At 45.3% G+C, this 25,040-nt stretch carries 20 protein-coding genes, 6 tRNA genes and 3 rRNA genes; 19 read left to right on the plus strand and 10 right to left on the minus strand.

The window, feature by feature from the left end; genetic code table 11:
• Nucleotides 1-15: 15 nt before the first annotated feature.
• The gene (locus tag L0992_22920; protein XGB69244.1) at nucleotides 16-243 is read right to left on the minus strand and encodes a hypothetical protein; all 228 of its coding nucleotides are present in this window, start codon (nucleotides 241-243) and stop codon (nucleotides 16-18) included.
• 408 nt (nucleotides 244-651) lie between these two features.
• Here L0992_22920 and L0992_22925 point away from each other — a divergent pair, with 408 nt between their 5' ends.
• Nucleotides 652-1,266, plus strand: a complete 615-nt coding sequence (locus L0992_22925) for a YitT family protein (GenBank protein ID XGB69245.1) — start codon at nucleotides 652-654, stop codon at nucleotides 1,264-1,266.
• 164 nt (nucleotides 1,267-1,430) lie between these two features.
• Here the strand turns inward: L0992_22925 and sigZ are convergent, their stop codons facing one another.
• Nucleotides 1,431-2,048: an RNA polymerase sigma factor SigZ gene (sigZ, locus tag L0992_22930; GenBank protein ID XGB69246.1), complete on the minus strand. Its 618-nt coding sequence runs from the start codon at nucleotides 2,046-2,048 to the stop codon at nucleotides 1,431-1,433.
• Nucleotides 2,032-2,328, minus strand: a complete 297-nt coding sequence (locus tag L0992_22935) for a metalloregulator ArsR/SmtB family transcription factor (GenBank protein XGB69247.1) — start codon at nucleotides 2,326-2,328, stop codon at nucleotides 2,032-2,034. The genes sigZ and L0992_22935 overlap by 17 nt, the downstream gene beginning before the upstream one ends.
• A 233-nt stretch (nucleotides 2,329-2,561) precedes the next feature.
• On the opposite strand from L0992_22935, the gene L0992_22940 reads away from it, so the two are divergent.
• Complete coding sequence (locus tag L0992_22940; GenBank protein XGB69248.1) at nucleotides 2,562-3,662, plus strand: permease; 1,101 nt, start codon at nucleotides 2,562-2,564, stop codon at nucleotides 3,660-3,662.
• 80 nt (nucleotides 3,663-3,742) lie between these two features.
• Here L0992_22940 and L0992_22945 read toward each other — a convergent pair whose 3' ends face one another.
• Both L0992_22945 and L0992_22950 read right to left on the minus strand, forming a co-directional pair.
• The gene (locus L0992_22945) at nucleotides 3,743-5,074 is read right to left on the minus strand and encodes an IS4 family transposase (protein XGB69249.1); all 1,332 of its coding nucleotides are present in this window, start codon (nucleotides 5,072-5,074) and stop codon (nucleotides 3,743-3,745) included.
• Between the two features lie 163 nt (nucleotides 5,075-5,237).
• Nucleotides 5,238-6,440: a hypothetical protein gene (locus L0992_22950; protein XGB69250.1), complete on the minus strand. Its 1,203-nt coding sequence runs from the start codon at nucleotides 6,438-6,440 to the stop codon at nucleotides 5,238-5,240.
• A gap of 382 nt (nucleotides 6,441-6,822) precedes the next feature.
• On the opposite strand from L0992_22950, the gene L0992_22955 reads away from it, so the two are divergent.
• The gene (locus tag L0992_22955) at nucleotides 6,823-7,125 is read left to right on the plus strand and encodes a hypothetical protein (GenBank protein ID XGB69251.1); all 303 of its coding nucleotides are present in this window, start codon (nucleotides 6,823-6,825) and stop codon (nucleotides 7,123-7,125) included.
• A gap of 115 nt (nucleotides 7,126-7,240) precedes the next feature.
• On the opposite strand, the gene trmY is transcribed toward L0992_22955, so the two are convergent.
• The gene (gene trmY / locus L0992_22960) at nucleotides 7,241-7,840 is read right to left on the minus strand and encodes a tRNA (pseudouridine(54)-N(1))-methyltransferase TrmY (GenBank protein ID XGB69252.1); all 600 of its coding nucleotides are present in this window, start codon (nucleotides 7,838-7,840) and stop codon (nucleotides 7,241-7,243) included.
• A 256-nt stretch (nucleotides 7,841-8,096) separates the two neighbouring features.
• Here trmY and L0992_22965 point away from each other — a divergent pair, with 256 nt between their 5' ends.
• The 10 genes from L0992_22965 to L0992_23010 all read left to right on the plus strand — a co-directional run bounded on the left by L0992_22965 (nucleotide 8,097) and on the right by L0992_23010 (nucleotide 14,985).
• Entirely contained in the window at nucleotides 8,097-8,621 is a 525-nt protein-coding gene (locus tag L0992_22965; GenBank protein ID XGB69253.1) for a DUF3087 domain-containing protein, read from the plus strand.
• 574 nt (nucleotides 8,622-9,195) lie between these two features.
• Nucleotides 9,196-10,750, plus strand: a 16S ribosomal RNA gene (locus tag L0992_22970).
• Nucleotides 10,751-10,839: 89 nt separating this feature from the next.
• Nucleotides 10,840-10,915, plus strand: a tRNA-Glu gene (locus L0992_22975).
• A gap of 2 nt (nucleotides 10,916-10,917) precedes the next feature.
• Nucleotides 10,918-10,993: transfer RNA gene (locus L0992_22980), tRNA-Lys, on the plus strand.
• Between the two features lie 32 nt (nucleotides 10,994-11,025).
• Nucleotides 11,026-11,101 (plus strand) — tRNA-Val (locus L0992_22985).
• 25 nt (nucleotides 11,102-11,126) lie between these two features.
• Nucleotides 11,127-11,202, plus strand: a tRNA-Ala gene (locus L0992_22990).
• A 64-nt stretch (nucleotides 11,203-11,266) separates the two neighbouring features.
• Nucleotides 11,267-11,342: transfer RNA gene (locus tag L0992_22995), tRNA-Val, on the plus strand.
• A gap of 381 nt (nucleotides 11,343-11,723) precedes the next feature.
• Nucleotides 11,724-14,615, plus strand: a 23S ribosomal RNA gene (locus L0992_23000).
• A 92-nt stretch (nucleotides 14,616-14,707) separates the two neighbouring features.
• A 5S ribosomal RNA gene (gene rrf, locus L0992_23005) occupies nucleotides 14,708-14,823 on the plus strand.
• Together the 16S, 23S and 5S rRNA genes with 6 tRNA genes alongside form the textbook arrangement of a ribosomal RNA operon.
• Nucleotides 14,824-14,894: 71 nt before the next feature.
• A tRNA-Ser gene (locus L0992_23010) sits at nucleotides 14,895-14,985 on the plus strand.
• A gap of 189 nt (nucleotides 14,986-15,174) precedes the next feature.
• Here L0992_23010 and L0992_23015 read toward each other — a convergent pair.
• The 4 genes from L0992_23015 to L0992_23030 form a co-directional block, all read right to left on the minus strand.
• The gene (locus tag L0992_23015) at nucleotides 15,175-16,497 is read right to left on the minus strand and encodes a CoA-disulfide reductase (protein XGB69254.1); all 1,323 of its coding nucleotides are present in this window, start codon (nucleotides 16,495-16,497) and stop codon (nucleotides 15,175-15,177) included.
• Between the two features lie 77 nt (nucleotides 16,498-16,574).
• Nucleotides 16,575-17,981: a cation:dicarboxylase symporter family transporter gene (locus L0992_23020; protein ID XGB69255.1), complete on the minus strand. Its 1,407-nt coding sequence runs from the start codon at nucleotides 17,979-17,981 to the stop codon at nucleotides 16,575-16,577.
• A gap of 37 nt (nucleotides 17,982-18,018) precedes the next feature.
• Nucleotides 18,019-18,402, minus strand: coding sequence for a RidA family protein (locus L0992_23025; GenBank protein XGB69256.1), 384 nt, complete (start codon nucleotides 18,400-18,402; stop codon nucleotides 18,019-18,021).
• Between the two features lie 24 nt (nucleotides 18,403-18,426).
• Nucleotides 18,427-19,092: a PAS domain-containing protein gene (locus L0992_23030; protein XGB69257.1), complete on the minus strand. Its 666-nt coding sequence runs from the start codon at nucleotides 19,090-19,092 to the stop codon at nucleotides 18,427-18,429.
• Nucleotides 19,093-19,499: 407 nt separating this feature from the next.
• Here L0992_23030 and L0992_23035 point away from each other — a divergent pair, with 407 nt between their 5' ends.
• The 6 genes from L0992_23035 (at nucleotide 19,500) to phnG (ending at nucleotide 24,975) form a co-directional block, all read left to right on the plus strand.
• Nucleotides 19,500-20,729 (plus strand): MFS transporter, encoded by a 1,230-nt coding sequence (locus L0992_23035; protein XGB69258.1) that lies wholly within the window; start codon nucleotides 19,500-19,502, stop codon nucleotides 20,727-20,729.
• Between the two features lie 369 nt (nucleotides 20,730-21,098).
• Complete coding sequence (gene phnC / locus L0992_23040) at nucleotides 21,099-21,911, plus strand: phosphonate ABC transporter ATP-binding protein (protein ID XGB69259.1); 813 nt, start codon at nucleotides 21,099-21,101, stop codon at nucleotides 21,909-21,911.
• Nucleotides 21,912-21,928: 17 nt separating this feature from the next.
• On the plus strand, nucleotides 21,929-22,924 hold the full coding sequence (gene phnD, locus L0992_23045; GenBank protein XGB69260.1) for a phosphonate ABC transporter substrate-binding protein: 996 nt from the start codon (nucleotides 21,929-21,931) through the stop codon (nucleotides 22,922-22,924).
• Between the two features lie 51 nt (nucleotides 22,925-22,975).
• The gene (gene phnE, locus L0992_23050) at nucleotides 22,976-23,764 is read left to right on the plus strand and encodes a phosphonate ABC transporter, permease protein PhnE (GenBank protein ID XGB69261.1); all 789 of its coding nucleotides are present in this window, start codon (nucleotides 22,976-22,978) and stop codon (nucleotides 23,762-23,764) included.
• Between the two features lie 68 nt (nucleotides 23,765-23,832).
• The gene (gene phnF, locus L0992_23055; GenBank protein ID XGB69262.1) at nucleotides 23,833-24,528 is read left to right on the plus strand and encodes a phosphonate metabolism transcriptional regulator PhnF; all 696 of its coding nucleotides are present in this window, start codon (nucleotides 23,833-23,835) and stop codon (nucleotides 24,526-24,528) included.
• Nucleotides 24,529-24,975 (plus strand): phosphonate C-P lyase system protein PhnG, encoded by a 447-nt coding sequence (phnG, locus tag L0992_23060; protein XGB69263.1) that lies wholly within the window; start codon nucleotides 24,529-24,531, stop codon nucleotides 24,973-24,975. It begins immediately after the preceding gene.
• Nucleotides 24,976-25,040 lie beyond the last annotated feature (65 nt).

Here is a 25,040-nt window from a genome sequence, read left to right on the forward strand (position 1 = left end):
TCTAATACTCTTAAATTAATGGTGGTGATGTGAGTGGTCTTGCGCTGACATGTGTTGGTCAGTCATCTCATGGTGATGTTCGTGCCCAGAATGATCATGCCCTGATTGCTGGTGGCAACCACTGCTTACGGCATGCTGAGCCAAGAGATCAATCAATGGCTGACTGTGATGCACAATAACCAAACTAATGACGAGGAATAACGTCATTCTGGCCAGTTGGGCAAAAAGAGATTGTGAAAACATAAGGTGTTTACATGCGCTCTATGTTGTAAGAAGTCGCGCATCATAATGACGAGTGAGGTATGTATCAAATGACCATTTGTGATTTAGTCTATGCGTTTTATGCATAGATATATGCATGGTTTTATGTGTCGCTGGAATTGGGATGAAACATGACCAATAAATAGGAAAACGCTAAGCTCACTGATTCAGCGATAGAAGCCTATAATTCAGAATAGATACTTAATTTCATGTTCGTAACTGATTGCTTTATTGAGATATTTCACAAAACTGTAAAAACTAATATACAAACTAATCACCTCGCAAGATCGGCTATTCGCTCGACTTATCTGCTAAACATCGTAAATTTGGGCGTAAATCGTTTCAACTGACTGAAACGCGATGTTAAAAGATTCAGGGAGAGTCATTCACATGGATAAAGATCATAACCTTCGCGAAAACTTACTGGCGCTGATCTTAGGTAGCGCATTAGTATCACTCGGCGTTATCTTTTTCAATCAGGTCGGTTTACTCACCGGAGGTACGGCTGGTCTAGCTATCTTCATTACCAAAGTGACAGACTTGAGCTTTGGCCAAGTGTTCTTCGCACTTAACTTACCTTTCTATATTTTGTCGGTCGCTCGTATGGGGTGGCGCTTCACTATCAACACCTTTATTGCAGTTTCGATTGTCTCGTTCGCCGTGGATCATTTGTATCACGTGATTCAGATTGCCGAAATCCATGCATTGTATGCAGCCTTGCTTGGCGGTGGTTTAATTGGTACCGGCATGCTGGTGATCTTCCGTCACAAGATGAGCCTAGGTGGCTTCAACATTCTGGCGTTGTTCCTACAAGAACGTTTTGGAATTCGAGCGGGTAAGGTTCAGATGGCACTAGACTGTACGATTGTTGTGCTGTCACTGTTTATCGTTGATGTGTCATTGGTTCTGTTGTCTGTACTGGGCGCGATAGTCACCAACTTGATTTTGGCGATGAACCATAAACCGGGCCGCTATCAACCAGTCGTAAAAGCGGAAGTCGCGTAGCTAAGTTCGCACATGCACTAGGTTCGCTCAAGCTTTTGGTTCGCTCAAGTAACAAGCTAGCTTAAGCAAAGTGATTTACGGATTATGAAAACAACAAAGCCAGCATCAATTGCTGGCTTTGTTCTATTTAAATAACGGGTTTGAGCTAGTTACTATCTGTACTTCTATTGACACTTACCGCAATCGGCGTCCGACTTGAGCTCACAATCAATCACATTACCTTGCTTATCCAGTGACAAATTGCAGCACTGTTCGAATAGGTTCTTAAGATCCCCACGACTTTTCTGAACGCGAGACTTCACCGTTGAATAGCTTATGTTTTGTGCCTCTGCGATCTCTTTCTGGCTTTGGCCTTTGATATCAACAGCAAGCAGTAGCGATGAACTTTGTTCTGGTAATGCCTGAATAAACGGCTCAATACACAACGAAAGCTTCTGTTTAAACTCAGAGTCATGGTCTAAATCGGCAAACCAAAGATCTTCAGCATCAATTTGGCTGTCACGCTGTTGGCGAGCATGTTTACGGTAGAAGTCGATGATCGTGTGATTCGCTAATTGGAATAGCCACGATTTCACACTGCTTGCATCTTGGACTTTGTCTAAATTCTGATACGTCTTAATCAAGATCTCTTGAAGCAAGTCGTCGACATCAGCGGCGTTGTCGACCTTAGAGTGCAAAAAAGACTTTAACGCTTGTTGGTACTCAGCCCAAACCTGTTCTAAGTCCAAAGAAGCCCTATTCAAAGGTACTTTATTCAAAGGTGCTTTAGTTGCACTGTTCATTCACGCAACACTCGTCTTGTAAGAAATCAATCACGCCTTCTAGGCATTCATACTCTGCCACGCAGAATAAGGTTCTTCCCTCACGTCTTTGGCTGATTAGCCCCGCCGACGCTAGGCTTGAAATGTGGTGAGACAAGGTAGAACCGGGGATACCGAGTTCTTCTTGTAGGTCGCCAACTGCAATGCCTTGGTAGCCAGCTTTAACGACACTTTTATAGATAGTCAGGCGGATAGGGTGCCCCAACTCTTTAAGTGCTTTCGCAACGACTTCTAAGTTCATATTAACTCCTCAAGATTTAATTTCGATAATAGTCGAAATGTAATCCAAATACAAATGTAAAAAGCATGATTATGTAAGTCATTGAAAATTAGTTCTTTTGAAATTCAATTCGATTTTTGTCGAAATAAAGCTTGATCTGTTACTAAATATTTCTATAATTCGAGAATATTCGAAATTAAGGGTTGGTTACTTTCCTCATAGAGTCCGGCCTTCAATCCAGTTTGGAGTTAATTATGAGCAATGAAATGTTAACAATGCTAAAAGACGCACTTGATATGTTCGCTTTCTTAGCAGTAGAGCTAATCATCCTTTTCTTAGCGATCAGCTACATTGTTGGGATTCTGCAAGAGTTTCTTACACCAGAGAAGATTCAATCTATTCTGAGCTCGCGTAACGGTAAGGGTTATGTGGTTGCAGCGCTACTGGGTGCGATTACGCCTTTCTGTTCATGTTCGACTATTCCTTTCTTAAAAGGATTGCTGCGTGCACGAGCGGGTTTCGGTCCAATGATGGTGTTCTTATTCGGTAGCCCACTATTGAACCCAGTGATCATTGGTTTGTTCGTGATTACGTTCGGCTGGCAAGTAGCGGTGTTCTACTTCCTAGTAGCAATGACAGTATCTGTAGTGGCAGGTTACGCACTAGAGAAACTAGGCTTCGAGCGTTACGTAAAAGCAGAAGCGTATGAATCAACTGGTTCTTCTTCAAGCTGTGGTACTAGCTGTGGTGACTCTGCTCCTAAGAAAGCAGCACCAGTAAAAGCTGAATCTTCATGTGGCACAAGTGCATGTGGTGAACCTGCACCAGTAATGGCGAAAGAGACATCTTGCTGCGATTCTAAAAAAGAAGAGCCACAAGTTTCTGTTTCATGCTGTTCAGCGGATGGAAGCGCGACTGCTGAAATCGTAGAGAAGAAAGAGCCTAGCCGTTGGATGAGAATTTGGTTCTCAACTTGGAAAGACTTCAAACAAGTTTTCCCTTACCTAATGATGGGTATCGCGATTGGTTCATTCATCTACGGCTTTATTCCTACAGATCTAATTGCAGAGTACGCTGGTGAAGGTATGTGGTATGCGATTCCCGTAGCGGCTGTGATTGGTATTCCACTGTACATTCGTGCTGAAGCGGTAATTCCACTAAGTGCTGCTCTAGTGCAAAAAGGTATGGCGTTAGGTTCGGTAATGGCACTGATCATTGGTAGTGCGGGTGCAAGTTTGACTGAAGTTATCCTGCTTAAATCAATCTTCAAAAACCAAATGATTGCAGCATTCCTATTCGTTATCCTAAGCATGGCGATGGGTGCAGGCTTCCTATACAGCTTCATCTTTGGTTAATCAGGTCTGATTCCTAGATAACCCGATTGATAACAAGATATAGATAATAAAAAAGAGCTCACTTAGTTGAGTAATGCCAGTCAGTTAAGCTGACTGGCATTTTTTCTGTTCGTTGCATATTTCTTGGGTTTCAGTTTCACCCAACGAGGGTAACTTCTATCTTCTCTTCGAGGTGGCAGGGTAAACATGGATATTTGCTTGAGTAGTACTTCATAATGTTTAGGAAGTTTTCCAGGACTCGTTAAAGGTAAAGCCGCGAAGTATTGAGTCACAGCCATAGCACTACTCGTAAAGCTTAATTGATTTGGCCAAACGCTATCTAATTGACTCGCAGCCTTTGTCATGACTTGTCTTATAAGGTTATAGGCGAGCAAAATTCCCCAGAGCTCCTGCTTGACCATATCTGGGCGCTTACTGCGTAATGTATACTCACTATCAAGCAAGGTTTGCTTCATTTCCCGATAGCCTAATTCGATTTCCCAACGATAGCGATAAAGCTCTACGATGTCTTCACCAGGAAAGCGCAACCCATCACGCATTGATGTAAGCACCTGATATGTCTTTCCTTTGATAATTTTCGACACTAACCTTGCTTCTATTGTCTCAGGGAGATCACTGAACTTCTTTCTTGCCTGATGTGTCGTTTTTATATCAACGATAGCGTCACTCTGACTGTATTTATGAACGACTTCATACTGGAAGTCTTTTTTCACAGGGAGCATCCAATGCCTTTCTTTGCCTACCTTATTCCAGCGATTAAGTAGCCCTAGAGAGTAGTATCCTTTGTCAAAAATAGTCAACGAATGATCGGGGGTTTGTTCAATGAGTTCTTCTGCAAGGCGCATTTCGCTGGTGCGATAGTCAGAGAATGTACTATCGATTAGTTGATGACTTGTAAGCTCCATCAAGCAAACCATACGTACCTTAGGGTAAATATTCTCAGATGATTGATTGCTTTGTGCTTTAAACTCTTGATGATTTTCAGGTGTATCTGTCGTTCTCCAAACGACACCATCGACGGATAGAAGGTTTAGTCCACACCAAGTTTCGAAGTTAGACGATTGATAGCTATGCGCAGCCATCTTCTTAAAGACTTGCTTAACACCTTCTTCGCCTAATCTCTGTCTCGCTTGAACAACAGCACTTGGGGCAACAAAGCGCTGTTTGTCTGGCAGAACAAAATCGAGTTGGTTAGCGATATCCCAAACAGATTGTTGACGAAAGAGACTCATTCCAACAACGGACCAAAGTACAGCCTCCAAAGGTAACCGTCTTCTTCTAACGGTTGCGACGCCAGCTTGCTCAAAACCCTGCTGGATAAGCTCTGGACTAAGAATTTCAGAGTATTTTTCAAAGTGGTGAAAGGTATTACATGACTGAAAAGTATTGGCAAGTTGGCTTTCTAAAGACATAAAAAAATCCGATATTAGTTTCCTAATATCGGATTCTGAAGCCTTTTGAGGATCGGTCAAATGATCTCACAAATTTCTTAACTGATCGGCATTACTCACTTAGTTGAGCTCTTTTTTTGTTTGGGTTGTCCCGTCCTGAAATGAGTTTAACAAACCATACGTATCAGACTGGGTTTGGTATTGCCGCGGAAGTACCGTGTGCTGCGAAAGCATTAGTCGCCAACACATCGCAGTGGTGACGATTAATTGCATCGCCATAATTGTTAGTGATTCCGGGGAACTGAAAACGATACATTGGAATGCCATAGCGGCGTTCTCTCTGCTGACCGATTCGGTCTTTGCTTGTCCAAAGTAGTCTGTTTTTCGCGGTATAAGTCATGCCGTGCATTTTATTGAAGTATTCTTCGTGACTGCGCATCTGCTCGTATAACTCGATGATGCGTTGTCGGGAGAAGTTTAATGTCGTACTCGCTTTAAGCTGGGTTCCCCAACCGGTTAACACCTTCTCCATGAAGTCTCGTGTGACGAGACCAGGACCAGTGAGTAATCCTGCCCCTTTGCTCCCGCCTGAGGTATTGGCATTGCCGACCAAGGTGCCGTGTCGACCAGGCATGTAGGTTGTGTAGTATTTAGTTGAAGGGGACAAGCGGGGCATTCTTGCTTTAAAAGCCAGTGAGCGTTCGTCTTCCGCGAAAACACACACGATCTGTTTAACGTTTTTACCGAGTGATTTGTAATCCTTGAATGCGTTCATTCCTCCGGGTACGGGATCACACGCAAAGATGTTAACTGGGATGTGGCTAAGTTCGGGATCTTTGAGCATACGGTTCGCCAATTCAAAGCAACTTACACCACCTCGGCTCCAGCCCACGATGTTCACTTGGCTAATCGGTTTACTTTGGCGCTCAATCGCAATGTTCTGTTGGCGCGCAGCGATACCGTGTTTTAGGTCAGCCGCTAATTCTTGCGAATCTTTCAACCAATCTTGGTATTTCTGGTTGGTTGCAAAAGGCCAAGCCGATTTTGCAGGTCGAGATTCACTGAGCAATCCTTTCGCTCGCTTCATATAGTCATTCTTATCTTGTTGGTTTCCACGCAAAATATTCAGAACATGGCGCATATTGCTATCAATGCCTTTGCCCTGCAGCGTTCCTCTCACTGCTGAGTAGGTGTCATCTTTGCCTTGCTTCAACCACTCGTTCTGATTGCCACTACCAACCCCATCCACTTGAATGTAGTCAATCATGTCTCTGCCCGTTGCATTCTTTGCTAACGTCGAAATCAATTCGCCAGACACATAGTTTTTGTGATTGTTGTCTTCTGAGTTGGATCCTGTTCCACAGAAGAATACGGTAAAAATTGACATACATTCCCTTAAATTAATTCACCGGATTTATCGGAAGTATAACTGTCGAATCAAAAGGTTGGAGAGAAATGTCTATTTATTCGCAAAGGTCAGACCAACAGGCAATAGAAATGGAACGAAGCGCAAGTTTTATAAATTAGTTGTTTGGTTAGTTCTATTGAGCTCTGGCTCTCGGTTATACCCGTCAAGAAAGATCAATCGAAGTGTCACAATACTCAACACTATTTTGTCTAGTATCAAACAGCAGGCTGATTTTGCTCTAGTACCGAAATCTGAAGCCTACACTTTGTATAGATACTTGCTGTTCAGTGGCAACCTTTGAATTGCGGGTAATTTATAACAGATCGCTTACGAGCTTAGATTGAAGTTTATAGGAGGGAGTATGTTCGCAATACATAGGGAATATGAGTTACAGAATCAGCAACATTTTCATGCCCACATTCAAGTAAAGCCAACCGGAAATTTAGAGTTTGAGATTTTAGAGTCTCATGAACATCATGATACGGACTTTAATCACTTGTCCTTTGAAGCTGAAAAAGGGAAGACTAAAGTGCTTGGACGAGATGAAAGTGGTCAACAGACAGATTGGCAACTTTTATTGGCAGAGGAAGATGCAAAAGAGCTTAATCATCTGGTGGTATTGGTGTCTGAACAATATGAGACGTTAATGCGAGATCTGATGTGACGGGTCAAGCCAGCGATAAACTAGAAGTGATTCTCTGTATCCAAAAAATCAAAAGCCCGGCGCATAACCGGGCTTTGTTCACTGTGTTTTGTTAAATGTGATTGTGTCTTTCGAGTTAGAAACCGCGAATATCAAGCTCATTGTTGATCAACACGACACACTGAGAAGCGAACAACATGTTTGGACCTAAACTGATTTTCTCTGTTCCCAGACGTTTTAAGCTGTTGTAGCTCTTCTTCGGCATAGGGATGTGGTCAGTTAGAAGGAAACATGGGTTTTCAGCGATCTCTGCATCACGGATAAAGTCACCTTTCTTATCCATCATGTACAGCTGGTGGTCTTCAGCTAGCTCTTTAACCAGCTTTTCAAAACTCATCGTACGAACAATGATGCCCGGTTCAACCTGACGCGTCTGCTCTTTTGTCATACCTTGAGAAGCGTCAACCGCTCTTACTACCGCTGATAACAATGCAGACTCGTGGAAACCACCAATGTTGGTGATCTCGTTTGAATCAAATGTAATCGTACGTGAAAAGTCTTTAGTACTTTCTAGTACAAGGTGTACTGTGACATTCTCACGGTGAGATTGAGCAACGAAGATCGTGTTCATCAGAGTATGAGCCAGAATCTCAGTATGAGCATCTTGCCCAACACCTTCTAAGATAAGTTTGCTCTCTGTAGGGGCTGCGCGAGCGCGTAATACAAATGAACGCATGGAATGTACCTTGTCAGTATGTGATAAAGCGAAACGGGCTTTATCAACATGAATTGATGAATAACCAAAATTGTGGCGGTATGTAACTCTTTTCTATTAATGAAGTCAAATAGAGTTGCGTATAGCGCCAACCAGAAAAACTCTGCGTATTAAATAGAGAATGACCACATTACAAGATGGTAAGGGTTGAAGCGACCCAATGTTTACGTAGATAGTATGCGCAAATTATTAGGTGGCTTGCAGAAGGAAGTAGTCGATGAAGTTACAGAAGATCAATAAAGAAGAATATAGAAAGAAGATGAACCTGCTGTTGGTTTCGTTGGTTGGTTCACTCGCCGTGTTCGCCATTGTATTCGGAACCATACTGATCGAGCTATTCGGTTCAGGACAATCAATCGCAGGCGAATCGACAGGTAATTTCCACTTAAACGTATTAGGTGTGATCTTATCAGTCGCATTGAATGCATTTATCGCGAGTCGTGTAAAAGGGCATGATTACTTCAAAGAAGCGCTCTATGTATGGAACCTTAAACAAATCCATAATCAAATTTATCGTAAGATCAAGCGTATTCAACCTAAAGCTGAGCAAGGCGACCGAGACGCGCTGACCGTCCTTTACTTCTATTACACCACGCAAAAACTGGTATACGACCTAGACAACAACACATTGACGATAAAAACAGTTCAGCAATCGCTAGATAACATCCTAGAACTGAGTGAGAAATGGAGTATTGAGCTAGATATAGAGGCTTTTTCGAAAGATCTAATCGCAAGATTTTAAGTAATATGCCCATTATTGTATGAGCTTTGAGCTACGAAAGAACCTTTTGACGTAAAAGTAGCCACTTAAGCAAGTTTTTTGAATTTTTATCAAAAAAGGGGTTGCCATGTTTTCGATGATCTCTATAATGCCGCCTCACTGACACGGCAGACGCCACAAGGCTTCAGCAGTAATCAGTAAGACGGAAAGTTCAAAAGAAATTAATTTTAAAAAGTGTTTGACACTTAAGATTAAATCGCTAGAATTCATGTCCGCTTTCAAGGGTTTCTTTGTAAAAAGAAAGTTTCGATAAGCAAAGCTCTTTAACAATTTAAACCTATCAATCTGTGTGGGCACTCGTTGATGAATATCAAAACGTTTTATCGTTAGATAAAACAGATTCTTCGGAATCAAAATGATTTCAATGAACTGAGTGACCAATACAAATAACTTCGGTTATTTGGCACAGTCAATTCATTACCATTCTGTTGGAATGGTAATAGCTTTAGAATTACATGTTCATTTTCGAATGAATATTAGTTTTGAAGTCAGTATTCGTTGAGTCACACCTATTAATTTAGGTAATCAAAACTTTAAATTGAAGAGTTTGATCATGGCTCAGATTGAACGCTGGCGGCAGGCCTAACACATGCAAGTCGAGCGGAAACGACACTAACAATCCTTCGGGTGCGTTAATGGGCGTCGAGCGGCGGACGGGTGAGTAATGCCTAGGAAATTGCCTTGATGTGGGGGATAACCATTGGAAACGATGGCTAATACCGCATAATGCCTACGGGCCAAAGAGGGGGACCTTCGGGCCTCTCGCGTCAAGATATGCCTAGGTGGGATTAGCTAGTTGGTGAGGTAATGGCTCACCAAGGCGACGATCCCTAGCTGGTCTGAGAGGATGATCAGCCACACTGGAACTGAGACACGGTCCAGACTCCTACGGGAGGCAGCAGTGGGGAATATTGCACAATGGGCGAAAGCCTGATGCAGCCATGCCGCGTGTATGAAGAAGGCCTTCGGGTTGTAAAGTACTTTCAGTTGTGAGGAAGGGGGTGTAGTTAATAGCTGCATCTCTTGACGTTAGCAACAGAAGAAGCACCGGCTAACTCCGTGCCAGCAGCCGCGGTAATACGGAGGGTGCGAGCGTTAATCGGAATTACTGGGCGTAAAGCGCATGCAGGTGGTTCATTAAGTCAGATGTGAAAGCCCGGGGCTCAACCTCGGAACTGCATTTGAAACTGGTGAACTAGAGTACTGTAGAGGGGGGTAGAATTTCAGGTGTAGCGGTGAAATGCGTAGAGATCTGAAGGAATACCAGTGGCGAAGGCGGCCCCCTGGACAGATACTGACACTCAGATGCGAAAGCGTGGGGAGCAAACAGGATTAGATACCCTGGTAGTCCACGCCGTAAACGATGTCTACTTGGAGGTTGTGGCCTTGAGCCGTGGCTTTCGGAGCTAACGCGTTAAGTAGACCGCCTGGGGAGTACGGTCGCAAGATTAAAACTCAAATGAATTGACGGGGGCCCGCACAAGCGGTGGAGCATGTGGTTTAATTCGATGCAACGCGAAGAACCTTACCTACTCTTGACATCCAGAGAAGCCAGCGGAGACGCAGGTGTGCCTTCGGGAGCTCTGAGACAGGTGCTGCATGGCTGTCGTCAGCTCGTGTTGTGAAATGTTGGGTTAAGTCCCGCAACGAGCGCAACCCTTATCCTTGTTTGCCAGCGAGTAATGTCGGGAACTCCAGGGAGACTGCCGGTGATAAACCGGAGGAAGGTGGGGACGACGTCAAGTCATCATGGCCCTTACGAGTAGGGCTACACACGTGCTACAATGGCGCATACAGAGGGCAGCAAGCTAGCGATAGTGAGCGAATCCCAAAAAGTGCGTCGTAGTCCGGATTGGAGTCTGCAACTCGACTCCATGAAGTCGGAATCGCTAGTAATCGTAGATCAGAATGCTACGGTGAATACGTTCCCGGGCCTTGTACACACCGCCCGTCACACCATGGGAGTGGGCTGCAAAAGAAGTGGGTAGTTTAACCTTTCGGGGAGGACGCTCACCACTTTGTGGTTCATGACTGGGGTGAAGTCGTAACAAGGTAGCCCTAGGGGAACCTGGGGCTGGATCACCTCCTTATACGAAGATACTCACGATAAGTGTCCACACAGATTGATTAGGTTTAGAAAGTAAAAGAGACGAAGAACTCCCAAGTTCTTCAATCCAGTGTCCCGTTCGTCTAGAGGCCTAGGACACCGCCCTTTCACGGCGGTAACAGGGGTTCGACTCCCCTACGGGATACCATTGGGTCGTTAGCTCAGTTGGTAGAGCAGTTGACTTTTAATCAATTGGTCGCAGGTTCGAATCCTGCACGACCCACCATTCTTTCTCCGCGAAGGAATTAAAACTATCGTGGGCGATTAGCTCAGTTGGGAGAGCACCTGCCTTACAAGCAGGGGGTCACTGGTTCGAGCCCGGTATCGCCCACCATTTCCTCCCAAGGAAATAAAAATATGGGGCTATAGCTCAGCTGGGAGAGCGCCTGCCTTGCACGCAGGAGGTCTGCGGTTCGATCCCGCATAGCTCCACCATTCCTTCCATAAGAATGGCTTTTATTTTCACTTTTTTAAAAGTGAAGACAAAAGAAAACTTTATGGGCGATTAGCTCAGTTGGGAGAGCACCTGCCTTACAAGCAGGGGGTCACTGGTTCGAGCCCGGTATCGCCCACCATCTTTAAGCATTCTCCTCGGAGAGTTTTTAAAAATGGGTTAAAAGTTTAATACTTTGAAACTCTTGCTCTTTAACAATTTGGAAAGCTGACTGATTACTTAATTGGTTTTCACTTTAAAAAGTGAAATCAAACAGCTCAAGGCTGTGATTAAGTTAATCAAATTTAAAAGTTCTCAATGTTTACCTTTATGGTAAACACAACAAACACATTCAAGTGTCTTGTATTCGAATCAAACTTAGTTTGATTCACATTGAGTCCGGCAAACAGTCATTGAGAATTAACCCTTCTTAATGACAACCAAAAACCTTGGTTAGTTGCCATACTAGTTTGTTTTCACTTTTCAAAAGTGAAAGTAAAACAGAGACCCTTTCGGGTTGTATGGTTAAGTGACTAAGCGTACACGGTGGATGCCTTGGCAGTCAGAGGCGATGAAAGGCGTAATAACTTGCGATAAGCCCAGATTAGGTAGTAATAACCTTTAAGTCTGGGATTCCTGAATGGGGAAACCCACTTACATAAGTAAGTATCCTGTTGTGAATACATAGCAACAGGAGGCAAACCGGGGGAACTGAAACATCTAAGTACCCCGAGGAAGAGAAATCAACCGAGATTCCGAAAGTAGCGGCGAGCGAAATTGGATTAGCCCTTAAGCTTTTAATGAGACAGATGAAGGCTCTGGAAAGTGCCGCAATAAAGGGTGATAGCCCCGTAATCGACATCTCATCATCAGTGAAAACGAGTAGGGCGGGACACGTGATATCCTGTCTGAATATGGGGGGACCATCCTCCAAGGCTAAATACTACTGACTGACCGATAGTGAACCAGTACCGTGAGGGAAAGGCGAAAAGAACCCCTGTGAGGGGAGTGAAATAGAACCTGAAACCGTGTACGTACAAGCAGTAGGAGCACCTTCGTGGTGTGACTGCGTACCTTTTGTATAATGGGTCAGCGACTTAATTTTAGTAGCAAGGTTAACCGTTTAGGGGAGCCGTAGGGAAACCGAGTCTTAACTGGGCGTACAGTTGCTAGGATTAGACCCGAAACCAGGTGATCTAGCCATGGGCAGGTTGAAGGTTGAGTAACATCAACTGGAGGACCGAACCGACTAATGTTGAAAAATTAGCGGATGACTTGTGGCTAGGGGTGAAAGGCCAATCAAACCTGGAGATAGCTGGTTCTCCCCGAAAGCTATTTAGGTAGCGCCTCGGACGAATACTACTGGGGGTAGAGCACTGTTAAGGCTAGGGGGTCATCCCGACTTACCAACCCTTTGCAAACTCCGAATACCAGTAAGTACTATCCGGGAGACACACGGCGGGTGCTAACGTCCGTCGTGGAGAGGGAAACAACCCAGACCGCCAGCTAAGGTCCCAAAGTATAGCTAAGTGGGAAACGATGTGGGAAGGCTCAGACAGCCAGGATGTTGGCTTAGAAGCAGCCATCATTTAAAGAAAGCGTAATAGCTCACTGGTCGAGTCGGCCTGCGCGGAAGATGTAACGGGGCTAAGCTATACACCGAAGCTGCGGCTACGTACCTTAGGGTGCGTGGGGTAGGGGAGCGTTCTGTAAGCCGTTGAAGGTGGTCTGTAAGGGCTGCTGGAGGTATCAGAAGTGCGAATGCTGACATGAGTAACGATAAAGGGAGTGAAAAACTCCCTCGCCGGAAGACCAAGGGTTCCTGTCCAACGTTAATCGGGGCAGGGTAAGTCGACTCCTAAGGCGAGGCCGAAAGGCGTAGTCGATGGGAAACGGGTTAATATTCCCGTACTTCTTACAATTGCGATGGGGGGACGGAGAAGGCTAGGTGGGCCTGGCGACGGTTGTCCAGGTTCAAGTATGTAGGCGGAAAGTTTAGGTAAATCCGGACTTTCTTAACGCTGAGATACGATGTCGAGCTACTACGGTAGTGAAGTCATTGATGCCATGCTTCCAGGAAAAGCCTCTAAGCTTCAGATTGTAAGGAATCGTACCCCAAACCGACACAGGTGGTCGGGTAGAGAATACCAAGGCGCTTGAGAGAACTCGGGTGAAGGAACTAGGCAAAATGGTACCGTAACTTCGGGAGAAGGTACGCTCTTATCAGTGAAGTCCCTTGCGGATGGAGCAGACGAGAGTCGCAGATACCAGGTGGCTGCAACTGTTTATTAAAAACACAGCACTGTGCAAAATCGTAAGATGACGTATACGGTGTGACGCCTGCCCGGTGCCGGAAGGTTAATTGATGGGGTTAGACTTCGGTCGAAGCTCTTGATCGAAGCCCCGGTAAACGGCGGCCGTAACTATAACGGTCCTAAGGTAGCGAAATTCCTTGTCGGGTAAGTTCCGACCTGCACGAATGGCGTAATGATGGCCACGCTGTCTCCACCCGAGACTCAGTGAAATTGAAATCGCTGTGAAGATGCAGTGTACCCGCGGCTAGACGGAAAGACCCCGTGAACCTTTACTACAGCTTGGCACTGAACATTGAACCTACATGTGTAGGATAGGTGGGAGACTATGAAACCGCGTCGCTAGATGTGGTGGAGTCGTCCTTGAAATACCACCCTTGTAGTTTTGATGTTCTAACGTTGGTCCCTGAATCGGGATTACGGACAGTGCCTGGTGGGTAGTTTGACTGGGGCGGTCTCCTCCCAAAGAGTAACGGAGGAGCACGAAGGTGGGCTAAACACGGTTGGACATCGTGTGGTTAGTGCAATGGCATAAGCCCGCTTGACTGCGAGAATGACAATTCGAGCAGGTGCGAAAGCAGGTCATAGTGATCCGGTGGTTCTGAATGGAAGGGCCATCGCTCAACGGATAAAAGGTACTCCGGGGATAACAGGCTGATACCGCCCAAGAGTTCATATCGACGGCGGTGTTTGGCACCTCGATGTCGGCTCATCACATCCTGGGGCTGAAGTCGGTCCCAAGGGTATGGCTGTTCGCCATTTAAAGTGGTACGCGAGCTGGGTTTAGAACGTCGTGAGACAGTTCGGTCCCTATCTGCCGTGGGCGTTGGAAAATTGAAGGGGGCTGCTCCTAGTACGAGAGGACCGGAGTGGACGAACCTCTGGTGTTCGGGTTGTCATGCCAATGGCATTGCCCGGTAGCTAAGTTCGGAATCGATAACCGCTGAAAGCATCTAAGCGGGAAGCGAGCCCTGAGATGAGTTTTCCCTGACGCTATAAGCGTCCTTAAGGGTTGTTCAAGACTAGAACGTTGATAGGCAGGGTGTGTAAGTGCTGCGAGGCATTGAGCTAACCTGTACTAATTGCCCGTGAGGCTTAACCATACAACACCCAAGGGGTTTTGTGGACTCAAAGAGACCTTGAATGAGTTTGAAGAGAGACTTTTAAATTACAGTTTTCCGAATTTTAAAATTTGCTTGGCGACCATAGCATTGTGGACCCACCTGATTCCATGCCGAACTCAGAAGTGAAACACAATAGCGCCGATGGTAGTGTGGGGCTTCCCCATGTGAGAGTAGGACATCGCCAGGCTTTAAACATCGTTACCTGTGTATACATGTAACAACATCTACAGTGTACTAATCTGTTGATGACAATTTGTTGGAGGGATGGCTGAGTGGTCGAAAGCACCGGTCTTGAAAACCGGCAACCGTTAATAGCGGTTCTAGGGTTCAAATCCCTATCCCTCCACCACCATTAGAAAGCCCGCTGAGAAATCAGCGGGCTTTTTTCGTCTTGAATTTGGTAAAAGAAAGATCAAATACTATTAGATGCGTCGTTATCTTATTTTGCTTTAGGTTATGTAGAGTTTAGGTATTAAAAAGCAGAGCGCTCAGGCTCTGCTTTGATGTTTTAGTTGTATGTCTTTGCGACTAGCAAGACCTATTTGGCGACGTTACCTGCCACGTTCAGTGCATCCCATGTGCGGGAAAATGGTGGCGCGTAGCAGAAGTCCATATAACCAAGTTGCTGTGTGGTCATCTTTGCAGTGATGGCAACAGCTAGTGCGTTAATACGGCCTACTGCTCCTTTCTTACCTACGATTTCTCCACCTAGAAGAACGTTAGTCTCTGGGTGATAAACCAGTTTAACCTTGATGTCTTCTTGACCAGGGTAGTAATCCGTTTGGTTCTTATCTGAAATTGTTGATACTTTCACATCCAAGCTGTGTTCTTTCGCCAGAAGTTCATTCACGCCAGTGCAGGCAAGTTCGTAGTCGAGCACTTTCAAACACGATGAACCTAAGAAGCCTGATATATAGGTATCTTTACCTGCTAGCTTGTCCGCCATCATACGTGCTTGTTTGTTGGCGGTGGTTGCTAGAGGAACATAAACGGGCTTGCCTAGTGCCATATGGTGGACAACGGCACAGTCGCCAACAGCGTGGATGTAAGCATCTTCAGTTGCGCCATACTCATTCACTAGCAAAGCGCCGTTTGCGGCTTTTGGCAGTTCGAATGCTTCAGTATTTGGTTTGAAACCGAGTGACAGGATCACGACATCGGCTTCTACGTTTCCGTTATCAGTTTCAACGATGTAACCACCTAGCTCAGCATCGCGAATAGCAGACACGCTACAACCGGTTTTAAGGTCAGCACCGGATTCTCGAATCGCACCTTCAACGACTTCAATGATCTCTGGGCTGAACTGGCGGCTCATGATGTGCTGTTCACGTTCGATGATCGTCACGTGTCTGTCTAAGCCGTGTGCAGCGTCGAATACTTCCAGACCGATAAAGCCTGCCCCAATAACACACACACGCTTCTTGTTACTATCCTTTAGCGCCTCTTTAACCGCCAAGCCGTCTTCCATGCTGGTTAGTGTGTGTACGTGTTCTGGATTGAATTCACCGAATGATGGAACGATTGGTCGCGCACCTGTTGCAATGACCAACATATCGTAATCGATGACGCTTTCTTCATTCTGGTGACGTACCGTAATTTGCTTTTCATTGCGGTCGAACGACACCATTTCGGTTTCTACACGTACATCTAAGCCTGACTTAATGGCTTGATCTGGTGTTCGAGAAATCATTCGTTCTGTGTCATCAAACATGCCACCTGCAAAGTAAGGTAAGCCACAGGCTCCAAAAGAGATGTAACTACGCTTATCTAAAACGATGACTTCATCTGATGGTTGATTACGTTTGTACTTTGCTGCGAAACTCATACCCGCGGCGCTACCGCCTATAACAACAACTTTCATATTTACTACCTAAATAACCTGAACTCAGGAAAAACAGAAGAGCACCCACCTGGAGTGCTCTTAATTAAGTTTGAGAATTATACTGCTGCTTCTTTTGATACTGTCGCTGTAACGTCAGCGTCGTATTGTTCTGTGTTTAGTGAGCCGTTTTTCTTCGCCGTTAGAACACCAGACAACATAGAGCCTGAGATGTTTAGCGCTGTGCGAGCCATGTCAATTAGCGCTTCGATAGACACCAGAATCGCTACTACTGTGATGTCTAGGCCCATGATGGTAAGTACTGCTACTGCTGCGAACGTTGCACCGCCACCCACACCTGCGATACCGAATGAAGCAATCGCGATAACTGCAATCAGTTGTAGGATGAAGCCTAGGTCAACTGGCATGCCCATCACTTGTGCCGCCATGATTGCTAGCATGGCAGGGTAGATACCCGCACAACCGTTCTGACCGATACTGGTACCGAATGTCGCTGACATGTTTGCTGTTTCTTCGTCGACACCTAGGCGTTGAGTTTGTGTTTCAACGTTTAGTGGGATAGCTGCCATGCTTGAGCGAGAACCGAAACCGAATACCAATACTGGCCAGATTTTCTTCATGAACTTAGCAGGAGACAGGCCGAACATAGACACCATCACGAAATGGATGCCAAACATCACGCCAATTGCTACGTAGCTTGCTAGAAGGAAGCGGCCCATTTCAGCCAGTGCGAATAGGTCATTCGTCATCATGAACGTGGTCATAAGAGCGAATACACCGTAAGGCGTTAGCTTCAGGATTTCACGAACCATTGACAGCACCACTTCTTTTGCAGAGTTGATGAAATCAACGAAGTTTTGCACTTTCTCAGGCTTACGATTCTTCACTTGAAGGATACAGTAACCAAGGAACATACCGAACAGTACTGTTGATAGCGTAGAAGTACGTTGAGAGCCAGTTAGCATGTCGAAGATGTTGGTTGGAATGATAGACAGAGCCATACCAGATAGACCGCTGCTCGCCATTGCATCTTGTGTTGCTACCAATGAATCACCGCGAGCTTCAATCGCACTGTTTGTGCCAATTGTGCTTACTAGTGCGTTTGCATCGATACCAAATAGGTAAATACTTGCGATACCAACGGCTGCTGAGATTGCACAAGTGAAAAGTAGAATACCGATGATTTTTGGTGCGATACGAGATAACGCGCCGCCGCCTTCAACGTTCATGATCGAAGAGATCATTGCCACGAATACGAGTGGGATAACGATCATTTGTAGAAGTTTGATGTAGCCTTTACCGAACACTGAAATCAGTTCAGCAAAGCCAGATGTCGCAACGTTACCGACACCGAATACAAGTTGAATCGCGCCACCGAACAGTAAGCCAGCAGCAAGTGCACTCAGTACGCGGAAGTTAAAACTTTTCTTTTGCTTTTTGAAGTTCGACAGCAGTGCGTAGAACCCAAAGAACAGTATGCTTAATCCAATAAATGAAACGCTCATGAGAATCTCCTATGATACCCATTAATAACTAAGTCGGTTATTTTTTGTATGCGATGGCTTCAACTTCAACCAATGCGTCTTTTGGTAATCTTGCTGCTTCAACACAAGAACGAGCAGGCGCGTTCTCTGTACCAAACACTTCTGTGTACACTTCGTTAAAGGCTACGAAGTTCTCCATGTCTGATAGGAAGCAGGTTGTCTTAAGCACAGTGTCCAGTCCCGCATTACTCGCTTCTAATACCGCTTTTAAGTTTTCTAGAGACTGACGAGCCTGCTCTTTGATGCCGCCCTCAACAAACTGCATGGTTTCTGGAACGAGAGGTAATTGGCCTGATGTATAAACCATGTCGCCGTAAGACGTACCTTGTGAGTAAGGGCCGATAGCTGCAGGTGCTTGTTCAGTGGCAATGATCTGTTTCACGATGTAACTCCTAAATTATTGGTTTTATTCTGATTTAAATTCACGGATAAACTTGTAAACCGCCTGACGGCTGATCCCAAGCTGCTCTGATACTTGTGTAGTCGTCTCTTTTAGCTCAAATACTCCGTTATCAAATAAGCAACGGATGATGGCTTTATTGCGACCTTTAGAAGAAATCGTCTCGTCTTGGTCAACTTCTTTAATAGCTGAATTCAATGCTTGCTGAATCACATCATTTGCATTGTTGCTGAAGGTCTCGCTGACAATGGTTTGTGGCACATTGCACTGCGGCATCAGCGTCTTGACGATTTCTGGGAATGGGAAAGATAAGTTCATGTTGATACACAGCATACCAATCGGCTTTTGTTGTGGACCAGCCAGTACACAGGTGGTCGATTTCAGTAGGGAACCGTCTGCTGCGTTGGTGAAATAGCTCTTTGGAGAAACTTCGCCAGTTTTCTCGAATGTACTCCACATGCGTAAACCTAAATCGGTGATAGGTGAGCCGATTTCACGACCTGTGTGATGACCATTGACGATCTTCACGACAGAGTTTTCCAAGCTTTCAAAGGAGTGAATAACCACCTCACAGTAAGGGCCAATCAAGTCAGCAATTGTGTCCGCTAAGCGGAAGTAATTGCTTAAACATTCTCTGTCTTCATCGGTGAATCGAACTTGTTTTACATTCATGATTTCGGTTTACATTTTTGAACTCAATGACTGAAATCTACTCCTTTGGTGGTATTTGAACAAGATGCAGTAAACTTCTGTAAACTGTAAAAAACGTCCAAAACATCAACAAATAACGAAAATTTAACTTAAATTAAGAGCGTAATTTGAACAGGATCACCAAACCATCTTCGATATGGTTTAATTTCTTAAACTCCATCAAAGTTTACATATTTAAAACCACAGGTTACGTTTTCGAATACTTTAATGATCTAGGACAAGTTCTAAATTCGGTTGCAAGCGAATTTCGCCGACTCTTCACCTTAACGCCTTAAATTTGTCATTTTTAAACGATAGGGTGGCTATATAAGGTGATCCCTTACTATCACTGTATTTAAATTATTCGAATTTTCTAGAAGTGTGGATTTATGAACAAAGCGGTTTGGGGGTTAGCCCTCGGCCAGACATTGCTCTGGTGTTGTCTCTATTACGTTTTTCCTGCGATGCTTCTGCATTGGGAACAAGTACACGACTGGAGTCGTTCTGAATTCATGTTGGGGCTGACATTAGCGGTGGGCGTCTCTGCCATTGCGGCTTTACCTGCAGGGCGCCTGATTGACAAAGGTTATGGTGCACTGATGATGACGGTTTCGGCGGTTATTGGCGGCGTGCTGCTGTTTCTAGTCAGTTTGGTAGAGCAACTTGTTTGGTTTTATGTGCTCTGGGGATTGATGGGAACCGCAATGGCGGGCTGCCTTTATGAACCTTGCTTTGCCTTTCTGATTCGAAATTTGAGAACGAAAGCCAAACGTGCGATCACAATGCTCACCTTGGTAGCAGGCTTTGCGAGTACTATCAGCTTTCCAACCGTTCATTATTTAGCTCAGCTTTACGGCCCAGTGGTGACATTGCAGGTTTTTGCTGGAGTGGTTTTGTTCGCCGCCGCTCCGTTACTGTTCATCAATACCCGGGCGCTTGCTCGGTCTAATTTGCCTTCCAACGCCGACGCTCTACCACAAAATCCTCCGGTAGCCTCACAAGTTTCAAGCGATCGTTTTAGTTCTGTTTCTTACCTAGCTAATCCAATGTTCTGGTTACTCGCTTTTGGCTTTTCTATGCTCGCGCTTAATCATGGTGTGGTGTTAAACCATCTGTTGCCATTGTTGGATGAACGTAATGTCCCTGATGACTTAGCGATATTGGTTATCTCTTTGATTGGCCCTATGCAGGTTGCTGGGCGTGTGATGTGGTTGTTGGTTGATAAACACTGGTCGATCATACGAATCACCGTCGCGTGCTTTCTGAGTATCTGTTGTGCGACCTTATGTTTGATTCTGTCTGAGAATGCGCTGTATCTGGTGTTTGGTTTTGTGCTCTTGCAGGGTTCCGCTTATGGAGTGATGAGTATAGTGAAGCCTCTAACGACTCGTGAGGTGATGGGGGAGTCTAACTTCGGCTCTTTAGCAGGAGCCATGGCTGTGCCTTATCTGTTGGCGTTTGCCTTGTCACCTTACTTTGGCGCCGTTATTTGGCAGATCGACGGTTATCAATGGGTGCTGTGGAGTATCTTTGGTAGTGCTGTTGTTGGTTTTGTCTCGATAGTCACCGTATCAAGGCTTCATCTAGCTCGTACTCAATCGTGTTTATCGCAGACATAGGTTGTGCTGAGGCGGTATTCACATCGCTTTGAAATTAAACACTTAATCACTTTGAGCACTCCATCATGGGGTGCTTTTTTTATATGTGATTTTCTCAACTATTTGAGATGCCTATCTATTGTTCAGAGAACAGCAAGACGTTGCCATTTTAATTGAGCTTTTTATTGTCAAATTACTGTGAATTACGTCCGTATATAAGTTGATATTCCCATTCAATTCTCTTTATTTTTTTGCATTTAAAACAGCGAGTTAAGCTTGTCTAGACAAGTTGGCTAACTCTTTGAAATATTTCATTTCTGCAAATAAACCGACACGTAACTTTAATAATCAGACGTCAAAGTGGCCTTAAATCAAACAGGGACATTGACGATGAATAACATCATTGAAGTTAAGAAGGTCAACAAAACATTCGGTTCGAACAAGGCACTGAATGGCATCAATTTGACGATAACTAGTCGCAAGATGACAGCGCTACTTGGCCCATCGGGTTCTGGTAAATCTACACTGCTTCGCCATTTAAGCGGCCTAATCATTGGAGACAAAAGCACGGACTCTCAAATCAACGTGCTTGGTCAAACGGTACAAGCGAATGGTAAGGCAGACAACAATGTCCGCAATATCCGTTCGCAAGCGGGTTACATCTTTCAACAATTCAATCTCGTTAACCGCTTATCCGTGATGACTAATGTACTGATTGGCGCACTGAGTTCTACTCCGAAGTGGCGCACTCTGACAGGTATTTTTACGGTTGAGCAACAGCAAGAGGCGCTTGAAGCATTGCGTCGAGTTGGCATGGAAGATTTCGCAGGTCAACGTGTTGGCAATCTCTCTGGCGGTCAGCAACAACGTGTCGCTATCGCACGCGCACTGATGCAGAAAGCCAAAATCATTTTTGCCGATGAACCTATCGCGTCGCTTGATCCAGAATCCGCGCGCATCGTGATGGAACTGCTTACGGATATCAATGAGAAGGAAGGCATTCCTGTCATCGTCACACTTCACCAAGTCGACCACGCCCTTAAGTACTGCGAAAACATCATCGCGCTTAAAGATGGCCAAGTGTTCTACGAAGGGAAGAGTGCGGAACTGACTAAGCCTCAACTTGAAGACCTATACCGTTCGAAAAAATCGGCAAACACGCCCCACATCCAATCTAACGACGTGCTCGCTGCGTCTTTTTAAATATCAGGGAAATTAAGATGTTTCATTCAATGAAATCAGGAATTAAGAAGGCAGTGACACTAGCGACGGTGTTAATGACCACGCTCGCTGCAGGTCATGCTGTTGCTAAAGATTCGATCAACTTTGGCATCATCGCGACCGATGCACAACAAAACTTGCGTAGCCGCTGGGAGCCACTTCTGAATGACTTAGGTAAAGCGTTAGGTATGCCAGTGAACGCCTATTTCGCCCCCGATTACGCGGGCATCATTCAAGCGCAGCGTTTTGGCAAGGTTGATTTTGCTTACTATGGAAATAAGGCGGCGATGGAAGCGGTTGACCGTGCAAACGCTGAAGCCTTTGTTCGTTACATCGATGAGGATGGTTTACAGGGTTATTACAGCTTACTGATTGTTAATGCTGAAAACGACAATATCAACACACTTGAAGATGTTTTAGAACAGCACAAAACACTCAAGCTTGGTAATGGCGATCCTAACTCTACTTCGGGCTTTCTCGTCCCGAACTTCGAAGCATTTGCCACCAATGGTATCTCCGCGAATGACTTTCACCGCAATGTGACCGCAAGCCATGGCGCTAACGTGATGGCCGTAGCGAATAACCAAGTCGATGTCGCAACTAATCACACCATGAGTCTTATTCGCATTGAAGCTCAGAATCCTGAGCTGTTTAGCAAGCTGAAGGTGGTTTGGCAGTCTGAGCTTATCCCATCTGATGTAGTTACTTACCGCAAAGATTTAGACGAAGGTTTGAAACAAAAGGCGCGTGATTTCTTCGTCAGTTACGGCGAACAGCCAGAGCAGCTTAAAAACCTAAATCAACTGGCTTGGTCTGGCTTTGCTGCTACCGATAACAACCAGCTGCTGCCTATTCGTCAAATGGAAGCGTTCAAGAAGCTGGTTGAAGCTGAAAACAACAGCAACCTAAGCGAGAAAGTGAGAGCCGATCGTATGGCGCAATACCAAGCCGAAATCGACCAGCTGCAAACAGAAATTGATGCGCTGAAAGGTTAATCCAATTCCCCTGCGCCGCTGTGAGCGGCGCAATAAAAGAGTATGAGAACAATGACTGCAATGACTCAAAGTTACGAACCTTCATCGAAGCTATCGATTAAAAACGGCGTGATTGCTGTGATAGCGCTACTGGTCCTTAGCTGGGCGTGGCAAGGCGCAGAAATGGCACCAATGATGTTTTTCGAACACCCAGAGAATATGGTTCAGCTGGGCAAAGACTTCTTCCCCGCTGATTTCAGTGAAAGCAACGTGTACCTCAGCGAAATGCTGGTGACGATTCAAGTGGGTATTTGGGGAACGGTGTTATCGATTTTGTTAGCGATTCCATTCGGTATTTTGAGTGCAGAGAACCTGATGCCGAGCTGGGTGACATTTCCAATTCGTCGCTTGATGGACTGCTTACGCGCTATCAACGAAATGGTGTTTGCGATGCTGTTTGTGGTGGTTGTCGGATTAGGGCCGTTTGCTGGTGTGATGGCGCTGTTCATTCACACGACAGGCGTACTTGCCAAGCTATTTGCAGAAGCCATCGAAGCGATTGAACCCGGCCCAATGGAAGGTGTGAAAGCGACAGGTGCAAACCCAATCGAGGTGATTCTTTACGGTGTGATTCCACAAGTGATGCCACTTTGGATTTCTTACTCACTGTATCGCTTAGAGTCAAATATTCGCTCGGCAACGGTTGTAGGCATGGTTGGCGCGGGCGGTATCGGTGTACTACTTTGGCAATCTATCTCAGGTTTCCAGTTGCAACAAACTGCCGCAATTATGGCGATTGTTATCGTGACGGTAAGCATTATCGATTTCGTTTCTCAAATCATCCGTAAGAAGTTTATCTAGGCATCTTAGATGTCTATTTAAAAGAACTTGTCTAGATAAGTGATTGAATTTTAGGAAAGGAAACCCTTATGCCCGTTTACTTAGATATTGCCTCAGAGCTGGAAAAGGAAGTGAAAGACCGCTTTGTACCGGGTGACTACTTACCACCTGAATCCAAATTGGCTGAGCGCTTTGCTGTGAATCGTCACACGCTTCGCCGCGCAGTCGATGAATTGGTGTCAACGGGCTTGATTCAACGTCATCAAGGCAAAGGCAACATGGTGATTCGTCAGCCAAGTGAGTATCGACTTCACTCGGGAGCACATTTCACCAAGAACCTGATTGAGCAAGGAGTGATGCCACGATGTGAGGTGCTTCAGTCTCGCCTTATCAATGTATCGCCCAAGATTGGGGGCTACTTGAAGGTGGAGGAAGGGAGCAAGGTTATTCATATCCGTACCCTGCGAAAAACCGGAGATACGCCGAGAACCATTATTGACCATTACCTACCGAATCTGGAGTGGTGGCCGATTCTCAAAAACTTCACCAACGGTTCTTTGCACCAATTTATTCAGCGTGGTTTGGAGACTGATTTAGAGCGAAAAGAGACTCGAGTGGGCGCGAAAATCCCAACCAATGAAGAGTGTCGTTTATTGCAAATCAGCACCAGTACACCGCTACTCAAAATTAAAACCACCAACGTAATTAAAGGCACTCAAGTAATAGCGGAATTCTCAAGTTCCAATACTCGTGCCGACGCAACCGAAATAGTAATGGAGCACTAAATGACAGCTTTGAAAGAGCGACAAAAGTGGATGTCAGTACTTGCGCAGAGCCAGTTCTCAGAATTGAAAACGCGCTGGGAAGCATTAGGGCTAGACGCAGAATACGCCATGGTTCGCCAACCAGAGATTGGTTTAGCACAAGTGCGTGCACGTATGGGCTCAACAGGCCGCCAGTTCAATATGGGTGATGTCACCATAACTCGCGCAGTAATCAAGCTAACAAGTGGAGAGCTTGGTTACAGCTACTTACAGGGACGAAGCAAGCCTCATGCAGAGCTGGCCGCTGTTGTTGATGCCTTGATGCAAAACGGACAACAAGCCGAGGTGATTAACGCGCAAGTTATTGAGCCGTTGGCTGCTATGAAGCACGAACGAGACAGTCAACGCCGCCAAGAAGTGGCTTCAAGCAAAGTGGACTTTTTTACCATGGTCCGTGGTGAAGATTAGATTCGCGTAGAAGACTAGGTTCGTGGTGAAGCTTGCTTTATAGAGAAGAACAGCTTCGCAGGTAA

Source organism: Vibrio pomeroyi (assembly GCA_041879425.1).
Taxonomy (GTDB): Bacteria; Pseudomonadota; Gammaproteobacteria; order Enterobacterales; family Vibrionaceae; genus Vibrio; species Vibrio pomeroyi_A.